Annotated in this window: 9 protein-coding genes and 1 pseudogene; 2 read left to right on the top strand and 8 right to left on the bottom strand. The window is 73.0% G+C overall.

Going from position 1 to position 9,318, the window contains the following annotated elements:
* Positions 1 to 287: pseudogene (locus tag AB0D49_RS20605) on the bottom strand (hypothetical protein); the annotation flags it as partial.
* A 77-nt stretch (positions 288 to 364) separates the two neighbouring features.
* Between AB0D49_RS20605 and AB0D49_RS20600 the strand changes: the two are divergent.
* Both AB0D49_RS20600 and AB0D49_RS20595 read left to right on the top strand, forming a co-directional pair.
* Positions 365 to 793, top strand: a complete 429-nt coding sequence (locus AB0D49_RS20600) for a nuclear transport factor 2 family protein (RefSeq protein WP_362759128.1) — start codon at positions 365 to 367, stop codon at positions 791 to 793.
* Between the two features lie 145 nt (positions 794 to 938).
* On the top strand, positions 939 to 1,922 hold the full coding sequence (locus AB0D49_RS20595) for an alpha/beta hydrolase (RefSeq protein ID WP_362759126.1): 984 nt from the start codon (positions 939 to 941) through the stop codon (positions 1,920 to 1,922).
* Positions 1,923 to 2,013: 91 nt separating this feature from the next.
* On the opposite strand, the gene AB0D49_RS20590 is transcribed toward AB0D49_RS20595, so the two are convergent.
* From AB0D49_RS20590 to AB0D49_RS20560, 7 genes are all read right to left on the bottom strand, one after another.
* Positions 2,014 to 2,793, bottom strand: a complete 780-nt coding sequence (locus AB0D49_RS20590; RefSeq protein WP_362759124.1) for a VOC family protein — start codon at positions 2,791 to 2,793, stop codon at positions 2,014 to 2,016.
* A 174-nt stretch (positions 2,794 to 2,967) separates the two neighbouring features.
* Positions 2,968 to 4,299 (bottom strand): MFS transporter, encoded by a 1,332-nt coding sequence (locus tag AB0D49_RS20585; RefSeq protein WP_362759122.1) that lies wholly within the window; start codon positions 4,297 to 4,299, stop codon positions 2,968 to 2,970.
* Positions 4,296 to 5,120, bottom strand: a complete 825-nt coding sequence (locus AB0D49_RS20580) for an ABC transporter ATP-binding protein (RefSeq protein ID WP_362759120.1) — start codon at positions 5,118 to 5,120, stop codon at positions 4,296 to 4,298. Before AB0D49_RS20580 ends, AB0D49_RS20585 begins: the two co-directional genes overlap by 4 nt.
* Positions 5,117 to 6,169 carry an iron chelate uptake ABC transporter family permease subunit gene (locus AB0D49_RS20575; RefSeq protein WP_362759118.1) on the bottom strand — a complete coding sequence of 351 codons (1,053 nt, stop codon included), beginning with the start codon at positions 6,167 to 6,169 and terminating at the stop codon, positions 5,117 to 5,119. The genes AB0D49_RS20580 and AB0D49_RS20575 overlap by 4 nt, the downstream gene beginning before the upstream one ends.
* Positions 6,166 to 7,209: an iron ABC transporter permease gene (locus AB0D49_RS20570; RefSeq protein ID WP_362759116.1), complete on the bottom strand. Its 1,044-nt coding sequence runs from the start codon at positions 7,207 to 7,209 to the stop codon at positions 6,166 to 6,168. The genes AB0D49_RS20575 and AB0D49_RS20570 overlap by 4 nt, the downstream gene beginning before the upstream one ends.
* Positions 7,206 to 8,252: an iron-siderophore ABC transporter substrate-binding protein gene (locus AB0D49_RS20565; protein ID WP_362759114.1), complete on the bottom strand. Its 1,047-nt coding sequence runs from the start codon at positions 8,250 to 8,252 to the stop codon at positions 7,206 to 7,208. Before AB0D49_RS20565 ends, AB0D49_RS20570 begins: the two co-directional genes overlap by 4 nt.
* Before the next feature lie 273 nt (positions 8,253 to 8,525).
* The gene (locus tag AB0D49_RS20560) at positions 8,526 to 9,296 is read right to left on the bottom strand and encodes an AraC family transcriptional regulator (protein ID WP_362759112.1); all 771 of its coding nucleotides are present in this window, start codon (positions 9,294 to 9,296) and stop codon (positions 8,526 to 8,528) included.
* Between the last annotated feature and the right edge of the window lie 22 nt (positions 9,297 to 9,318).

The following is a 9,318-nucleotide window of genomic DNA, read 5'->3' as shown; positions in this document are numbered from 1 at the left end:
CGTCCCGGTGCCCCGGACCCACCGGACGGGTAGACGGCACAGTGGACACCGCTGCCGGTCACCTGTCCCGGTGCCCCGGACCCACCGGACGGGTAGACGGCACAGTGGACACCGCTGCCGGTCACCTGTCCCGGTGCCCCGGACCCACCGGACGGGTAGGCGGCACGGCGGACACCGCCGCCGGTCACATGTCCCGGTGCCCCGGACCCACCGGACGGGTAGGCGGCACGGCGGACACCGCTGCCGGTCACCTGTCCGGTACGCCGGGTGGGCGGCACTCTGGACACCGCTGCCGACCGCCCGTGCCGCTGCGCCCGACCGACCCGTCGGGAACATCCGCCCCGGCATCCCGCTTGTACTCCCCATGACCAACACCACCGCCCGCGAGGCGGCGACCGCGCTCTTCGACCATCTGCTTTCCGGTGCCACCCCCGACGAACTGGCGGCGCACTTCGCCGAGGACGTGGACTGGTTCATCCCCGGGGACACCGCCATCGTGCCGTGGCTCGGCGGCCCGGCCGGGCGGGTCGGAGTCACCGAGTTGTACACCCAGCTCGGCCGGGCCACCAGGTCCCAGCGTTTCGAGGTCGAGACGATCCTCGGCGACGGCGACCGCTGTGTGGTCCTCGGCAGTCTGCGCACCGAGGTGCTCGCGACGGGCCGTGTCATCGAGTCGGACTTCGCCTTCGACATCGCGGTCCGTGACGGGCTCATCGTCCGCTACCACATGTTCGAGGACAGCTGGGCGGTCGCCCAGGCACTCCGGCCCACGGACGGCTCACCCACGCACTGAGGGCGGGTCCGGGGGCTCTCCGGCCGGACGGCTTCACCCGCCCGGCCGGACCGTTCACCCGTTCACCCCGTGCGGCGCGCCGGACGGTTCCGGGGCCGGTGAGGCTGGCCTCCAGAGTCGTCCCCGTACGGAAGAGGTGCCCCTCATGGGTCCGTTGTCCCCGCGCCGCCGAATATCCGCCGCCGCACTCGCCCTGAGCACCGGTGTGCTCACCGCCGTCGGCGCCCCGTCCGCTCTGGCCGCCACCGCCGGAGGTGAGGGCATGGAGGCCGAGCGTGCCACGAAGCCGACGGTCGTGCTGGTGCACGGCGCCTTCGCCGACGCGTCCGGGTGGAACGCCGTGGTGAAGCGGCTCACCGAGGCCGGGTTCCCGGTCGTCGCCCCGCCCAACCCCCTGCGCGGGGTGCTCAACGACTCCGCCCAGATCGCCTCCGTCCTCAAGTCGATCAAGGGCCCGATCATTCTCGCCGGGCACTCCTACGGCGGGGCCGTCATCAGCCAGGCCGCGGCCGGGAACAGCAACGTCAAGGCGCTGATCTACGTGTCCGCGTTCATGCCGGACGTCGGGGAGAGCCCGGCCGCGCTGTCCACCCGGTTCGCGGGCAGTGAGCTGGGCACCGCGCTCCGGCCGGTCCCCTACACCGACGCCCATGGCAGCGGGGTCGACCTGTATCTCAAGGACGACAAGTTCCATGAGGTGTTCGCCGCCGATCTGCCGAAGGCGGAGACCCGGCTGATGGCGGTCGAGCAGCGGCCGGTCGCCGAGGCCGGGTTCGCGCAGAAGGCCACGGCCGCCGCCTGGAAGTCCATCCCGTCGTGGTTCGTCGTCGCCCGCAACGACAAGGCCATCGCACCGGACCTGGAGCGGTTCGAGGCGCAGCGGGCCAAGTCCCGGACCGTCGAGGTCGACTCCTCGCATGTGGCGATGATGTCCCACCCGGATGTCGTCACCCAGCAGATCACCGACGCCGCACGCGACACGACGGGCGCGGTCGCGAAGGCCGCGGCGCTCGCCGAGACCGGGACCGCCACCCGGCAGATCGCCCTCACCGCCGGGGCCGCCGGAGCCCTCCTGGTCACCGGTGGTGTCCTCACCGTCCTGGCCCGGCGCCGCGCCCGGCGCGACTGAGCGCACGGGCACGGCGGGTGCCATAGGCGGGCGGGCCGGGTAACTGACCGGCCCGCCCGCCTATGCCGTCGCCCGCTGCCCCAGGGACCGGCTACAGCGGCTGCGGCTTGATCATCGCGAAGAGCGCGCCCTGCGGGTCGGCGACCACCGTCATCCGGCCCGCCATCATGTCGAAGGGCGGGACGAGGACCGTACCGCCGCTGCGGACCAGGGCGTCGACGGTGGAGTCCACGTCGTCGACCGAGAAGTAGGTCAGCCAGTGCGCGGGGGTGCCGGGCGGGTCGTTGGCGAGCAGGGTGACCCCGCCGACCGCCCGGCCGCCGACGCGCAGTTCCCAGTAGGAGTCGGCGCCGTCCAGCGGTTCGATCTCGATACCGAACGCCTCGCCGTAGAAGGCGGTGGCGGCGGGCACGTCGGAGGTGTGCAGTTCGTTCCAGGTCAGCGCGCCGGGCTCGTTGACGACCTGCGCGCCGGAGAACTCGCCGGGCTGCCAGACGCCGAACACCGCGCCCTGCGGGTCGGCGGCGATCAGCATCCGGCCGAGGCTGCCGACGTCCATGACCGGGGCGATCAGGGTGCCGCCCGCCGAGACGATCTGGTCCTGGGTGGCCTGGGCGTCGGTGGTGGCGAGGTAGCTGGTCCAGACGGTCGGCGGGGCCGGCTGTCCCTCGGACGCCATGGCCGGGGCGATGCCCGCGACCGCCTTGCCGTGCAGTTCGCAGACCGCGTACCCGCCGAACTCGGCCGGTCCCGGGCTGCCCTGCCAGCCGAACAGATCGCGGTAGAAGTCGAGGGCCTGCCGCTGGTCCTGTGCCATCAGATCGACCCAGCAGGGTGTGCCCGTCGCATACGGGGTGGTGACCTCGGACATCCCGTGTCCCTTCTCGTGGAGATCCCCTGGTGCAGATCCCCTCGTGGAGATCTCCCCGTCACCCTGGGACGCGCGCCGGGGCCGGGAGCCGTCCGACACGCGGTCACCCTTCGTTTGGGCGGACAGGTCGCCGTGGCATGTACGCCGTTCCGCCGAGCGGGCCCGGCGGGGTCATCAGGACGCCGGGGTGTTGTGGCCGCTGACCTCACCGTCGCCGTCCGCCGCGCGCGCCGCCCGGTAGGCGCTGTCCTGGCTCGCCCGGAGCAGCGCGTCGTCGTCGGTGCGCGCGTCGTAGCTGACCAGCTTGGGCAGGGCGAGGGTGAGCAGGCCGACCGAGGCGACACAGGCGAGGCCGCCGGTCCAGAACGCGGGGCGCGCGCCGGTCCAGCCCGCGGTCGCTCCGGCGCGGACCTGGCCCAGCTGGGGGCCGATGCTGTACGAGAGGACCTCGATACCGGCGAGCCGCCCGCGCAGCCGGTCGGGGATGGTCTGGTTCCAGATGGTCGAGCGGCCCAGTCCGCTGAACATGTCGCCCGCTCCCGCGAGCGCGAGGAAGAGCAGCACCAGCCAGATGTGGGAGGTCCACCCGGCCGCGGCGATGGCCAGGCCCCACCCGGCGGCGCCGAACACCACCAGCAGCCCGTGCCGCCGGGTCCGGGACACCCAGCCGCTGGTGAGGCTGACCACCAGGGAACCCACCGCCCCGGCCGCGTACATGAGGCCCAGCGCCCAGTCGGCGTCCAGTTCGTCGGCGAGGAACGGGAAGATGGTGTTGGGGAAGGCGAAGAACATCGCCGCGAGGTCGATGGCGTAGGTGCCCAGCAGGACCGGCTTGGACCAGGCGTAGCGGGCGCCTTCGGCGATGCCCCGCAGGGAGGGCTTCTCGGCGTGCTCGACGGGGGGTACGGGGGTGAGGCGACGGCACAGGACGACGGACAGGGCGAAGCCGGTGACCGTGACGGCGTACGCGGGGACGTTGCCCGCGTAGGCCACCACCAGGCCCGCCAGCGCGGGTCCGGCGATGGCCCCGGCCTGCCAGCGCAGGGCGTTGAGCGCGGCGGCGGCGGCGAGTTGGTCGTGCGGAACGATCCGGGCGAGCAGCGAGTCCAGGGCGGGGCGCTGGAGTCCGGCGAGGGCGGCGACCCCGGCCGCGACCAGATAGAGGGGCCACAGCTGGGGCTGCGGCAGCAGCGCGTTGACCAGCAGGACGGCGGCGAGGAGGCCGAGTCCCGCCTCGGTGAGGACGATGACCTTGCGGCGGTCCACGGCGTCGGCGAGGGCCCCGCCGTACAGGCCGAAGACGACCAGCGGGACGAGTTCGACGGCGCCCATGACGCCGACCGCGAGGGGGGAGCCGGTGAGTTCCTTGATCTGGAGGGGCAGCGCGATCAGCGCCATGACGCTGCCGAGGTAGGTGATCAGGCCCTGTATCCACAGCAGCCGGAAGTCCCGTGAGGAGCGCCAGGGCGTGAGGTCGGGCGCGAGTGCGGCGAGTCGGCGTCTCATGAGGCGGCGCCGGTTTCCACGGGCGTCGAGTGGTGGCGTCCGACGGGCAGGACGAGGGGTTTGCCGGAGAGCGGGTCCTCGACGACCCGGCTGTCCATGCCGTACAGGGCGCGCACGGTGTCCTCGGTCATGACCTCGGCGGGGGTGCCGGTGGCGTGCAGCCGCCCGGCGGCCAGCGCGATCAGGTGGTCCGCGTAGCGGGCGGCGAGGTTGAGATCGTGCAGCACCATCACGATCGTGGTGCCGCGGCTGTGGTTGAGGTCGGTCAGCAGGTCGAGGACCTCGATCTGGTGGCTGATGTCGAGGAACGTGGTGGGTTCGTCCAGCAGCAGCAGATCGGTCTGCTGGGCGAGGGCCATGGCGATCCATACGCGCTGGCGCTGACCGCCGGAGAGTTCGTCCACGGCCCGGTCGACCAGGTCGGCGGTGCGGGTGGCGTCGAGTGCGGCGGCGACGGCCGCGTCGTCCTCGGCGCTCCAGCGGGCGAAGGCGCGCTGGTGGGGATGGCGGCCCCGGCCGACCAGGTCGAGCACGGTGATGCCGTCGGGGGTGACCGGCGACTGGGGCAGCAGGCCCAGGGTGCGGGCGAGTTCCTTGGCGGGGGTGCGGTGGACCTCCCGGCCGTCGAGGACGACCCGTCCGGTGCGCGGGGCGAGCAGCCGGGACATCGAGCGCAGCAGGGTGGACTTGCCGCAGGCGTTGGCGCCGACGATGACGGTGATCCGCCCGGCGGCGAGGGTGAGGTCCAGTCCCTCGATGACGGCCCGGTCGCCGTAGCCGAGGGTCAGATCCTCGGTGGTGAGGGTGTGGGACGCGGTCACAGTGAGCCTCCGGCCCGGTGGGTGCGAATGATCAGATACACAAGGTACGGGGCGCCCAGCACGCCGGTGACCACGCCCACCGGGTAGCGGACGCCGAAGGCGTACTGGCCGGTGAAGTCGGCGACCAGGACGAGGAGGGCGCCGACCAGCCCGGCGGGGACCAGGAGGGAGCCGCCGGCTCCGACGAGGCGGGCGGCGATGGGTCCGGACAGGAAGGCGACGAACGCGATGGGTCCGGCGGCGGCCGTGGCGAAGGCGATCAGGCCGACGGCGGCGACGATGACGGTGACGCGGGTGCGTTCGACATGGACGCCGAGCGCGGAGGCGGTGTCGTCGCCGAGGCTCAGGGCGCCGAGGTCGCGGGCCCTGGCCAGCAGGACGGGGGTGAGGACGAGCAGCGCGAGGACGGCGGGGAGGGTCTCGTCCCAGGTGGTGCCGTTGAGGCTGCCGGTGAGCCAGCGGGTGGCCTCCTGGAGGTCCCACTGCCCGGCCTGAGAGAGGACGTAGGAGGTGACGCTGTCGAGGAGGGCGGCGACGCCGATGCCGATGAGGATGAGCCGGGTGCCGGACACGCCGTCGCGGAAGGCGAGGGTGTAGACGAGGAGGGCCACGCCGAGGGCGGCGGCGATGGCGAGGGCGGACACGGTGGTGCCGCTCAGCGAGAAGCTGACGATGGCGAGGGCGGCGGCCGTGCTCGCCCCGGCGCTGATGCCGATGACATCGGGGCTGGCGAGGGGGTTGCGGAGCATGGTCTGGAAGGTGACTCCGGCGATGCCGAAGCTGAATCCGGCGGTCACGGCGAGCACCGCGCGGGGCAGCCGCAGGGTGCCGACGGTGAAGGACGCGCCCGGTACCCGCTCCCCCGTCATGACCCGCAGGACGTCGCCCACCGGGTAGAAGGTGTGCCCGGCCATCAGGGACACGGCGAACGCGGCGACGACGAGGACGGCCAGCACGGCGGCGACCGCCCGCCGCCGGTACGCGGCGCGGACCCGGGCCCGGGTGACGGTCCGCAGGGTGGAGGGGCCGTGGACGGCGGGGGCGCTCACAGGGATCTGACCTTCTGGCGGCGGACGATGTGGAGGAAGAAGGGCGCGCCGATCAGCGCGGTGACGATGCCCACGTCGATCTCGGCGGGCCGGGCCACGAGCCGTCCGACGACATCGGCGACGGTCACCAGGACGGCACCGCTCACCGCGGCGTACGGCAGCAGCCAGCGGTGGTCGACTCCGGCGAGCAACCGGCAGACATGGGGGACGACCAGGCCGACGAAGACGATCGGTCCGGCGAGGGCGGTGGCGGCGCCGCACAGGACGACCGCGCCGAGCGCGGCGGCGGCCCGCACGAACCGCACCCGCTCACCGAGCCCGGCGGCCAGGTCGTCGCCCAGCGCGAGGGAGTTGAGGGCGCGCGCGGAGCCGAGGCAGATCACGAACCCGGCGGCGAGGAACGGCAGGACGGTGCCGAGCTGGGCGTAGGTGGCGCCGCCGACACCGCCGATCTGCCAGAGGCGGAACGTGTCGGCGATGTCGGTGCGGGGCAGGACGACGGCGCTGACCAGGGAGGCGAGCGCGGCGGAGATGGCGGCGCCGCCGAGGGCCAGTTTCAGCGGGGTGGGTCCGCCGCGCCCGAGCGACCCGACGGCGTAGACGAAGGCGGCGGTCAGGGCCGCGCCCAGCATCGCCACCCAGATGTATCCGGACACCGACGCGAGACCGAAGTAGGCGATGGCGGTGACCACGGCGAGGGAGGCGCCCATGGTGACGCCGAGGATGCCGGGGTCGGCGAGCGGGTTGCGGGTGACGCCCTGCATGACGGTGCCGGACACGGCGAGGGCCGCGCCGGTGAGCACGGCGAGGAGGGTACGGGGGACGCGCCGGGCGACGGCTGCCTCCTCCAGGGTGCCGTCCGCCCCGCCGAGCGCCGACCACACATCGGCCCAGGCCACGTCACGGGAGCCGAGGGCGAGGGAGGCGGTCATGGCGGCGGCGAGAAGCACCAGGAGCGCGAGGAGCCAGAGCACACGGACGCGCGCCGGCCGCCGCACGGGGACGGGGTCCGGCGCGCGCCGCGGGACGGTGAGGGTCACGCGGCCTTGTCCGCCGCTTCGGCCAGTGCCTTCACGTAGTCCTCCAGGACGTACGGGATGGACAGCGGGGTCGGGTTGGCGGCGGTGGCCTGGGGGGTGGTGCCGGGCAGGAGGTAGAGGGAGCCGCGCTCGACGGCGGCGAGCTTCGAGGTCAGCGGGTCGTCCTTGAGCGCGGTGAGCAGTTCGCCCTTGTCGTCGCCGTAGCCGGTGATGATGTCGACGTCGTTGAAGTCGTCGATGCGTTCGGCGCTCTTGGTGAGGACGAACTTGTCGGTGTCGGCGGAGGGTCCGGAGACGCTGGCCGGGATCTTCATGCCGAGGTCGGTGAAGAACTGGGTGCGGGTGTCATGGGTGGTGTAGAAGCCGACCTGGCTGACGTCCTTCGATGTCACATGGGTCATGAACATCGCCGTCTTGCCCTTGAGCTGCGGGTACTTGGCGGCGGTGGTCTCGATCCGCTGCTCCAGGTCGCCGATGAGTCGGTCGCCCTCGTCGGCGAGTCCGATGGCCTGGCTGTTGAGGCGGATGATGTCCCGCCAGGGGGTCGCCCAGGCGGCCTCGGGGTAGGCGACGACGGGGGCGATCTGGCTGAGGGTCTCGTAGTCCTGCTCGGTGAGTCCGGAGTAGGAGGCGAGGATGACGTCCGGCTTGGTGTCGGCGACGGCCTCGAAGTCGATGCCGTCGGTCTCGTCGAACAGGACCGGGGTCTTGGCGCCGAGTTCCTCCAGCCGCTTCTCGGTCCAGGGCAGGACGCCGTCGCCGTCGTCGTCGCCGAAGGTGGCCTTGGCCATGCCGACGGGGACGACACCGAGGGCCAGCGGCACTTCGTCGTTGGCCCAGTTGACGGTGGCGACGCGCTCGGGCCTGGCGGGGATCTCGGTGGTGCCCAGCGCGTGTTCGATGGTCAGGGGGAACTGGCTGGAGCCGTCGGCGGCGGCGCTCGGGGCGCTGTCGGGCTGGTCGTCGCTCTCGCCGCCGCACGCGGTGAGGCCGGTCAGAAGGGCCGCCGCGAGGGCGAGCACACGGAGGCGCGGGGTTCTCATCGACCCGGGTCACTTTCGGTTCGGGGTGCCGGACTCGCACGGGGGAACCGGGGTGGGCCGCGGGGCGTGGAGCGGGCACCTGACATGCCGGAGCTAGTTAGGCAAGCCTTGCCTGATTAGGTTAGGGAGTGGGGCGGGCTGAGGCAATCACGCCTTCACGACAGCGCTTGTAGCGATCGGGACACTCGATCGGGACAGCACAGGAGCGTCCCGCGACCGGGGCACGCGATCGAGACATGCGATCAGGTTGCTTCAGGGAGCGCCCATGGCCCGTCAGCCCGCCCGGAACCGGCCGGGCGTGGTCCCCGTGGTCCGCCGGAAGGCCGCCCCGAAGGCGCTGGCCGAGCGGTAGCCGACCGCCTCGGCCACCTCCTCGACCTCCACTCCCCGGGACAGCAACTGGACCGCGTGCTGGGCCCGCACCGAGGCGACCCAGCGGGCGAACGTGGTCCCGGTCTCCACCCGGAACGCCCGGGTCAGCGTGCGGTCGCTGCATCCGAGGGCGGTGGCCCAGCCGGTGAGGGTGCGCTGATGGGAGGGGTCGGCCCGGACCGCGTCCACGATCGGGCGCAGCAGCGCGGAGGTGGGCAGCAGCACCAGCAGCGCGCGGGGCGAGGGCCGTAGCACGTCGAGCACCATGGCCTCGGTGACCGCGCGGGAGTGCGCGGACAGGTCGGGCTCCCCCAGCCGTTCGAGGAGCAGCCGCAGCAAGGGCGTGATCTCCACGGCCACCGGTACGTCGGGCAGGGCCGAAGTGGTGCCGTGCCGGAAGAAGTGGGCGCGGTAGGCGGTCCCGGCGACGGCGGACGCGGAGTGCAGCTGGCCCGCGGGCATCCACAGTCCCAGGGTCGGGGTGACGCACCACACCTGGGTGCCCACCACGGCGGTGGAGGCGCCGCGCTCGTTCCACAGCAGTTCGTGCCAGGGGTGGGCGTGGTCGGTCCAGGCGGTGTCGTCGGCGACGACCTCCTCGTACCCCTGGATCACGAAGGGCACGTCCACCTCGCCCGCGGCGAGCGTCGGCAGCTCTCTGATGACCCCCATGGGGCCCAGGCTAACCGGGCGC

Origin of the sequence: Streptomyces sp. NPDC048290 (genome assembly GCF_040652095.1) — a bacterium.
Classification (GTDB): domain Bacteria; phylum Actinomycetota; class Actinomycetes; order Streptomycetales; family Streptomycetaceae; genus Streptomyces.
Note: the sequence above shows the minus strand (reverse complement) of the source record. Positions and strands in the feature narration are given on the sequence as shown.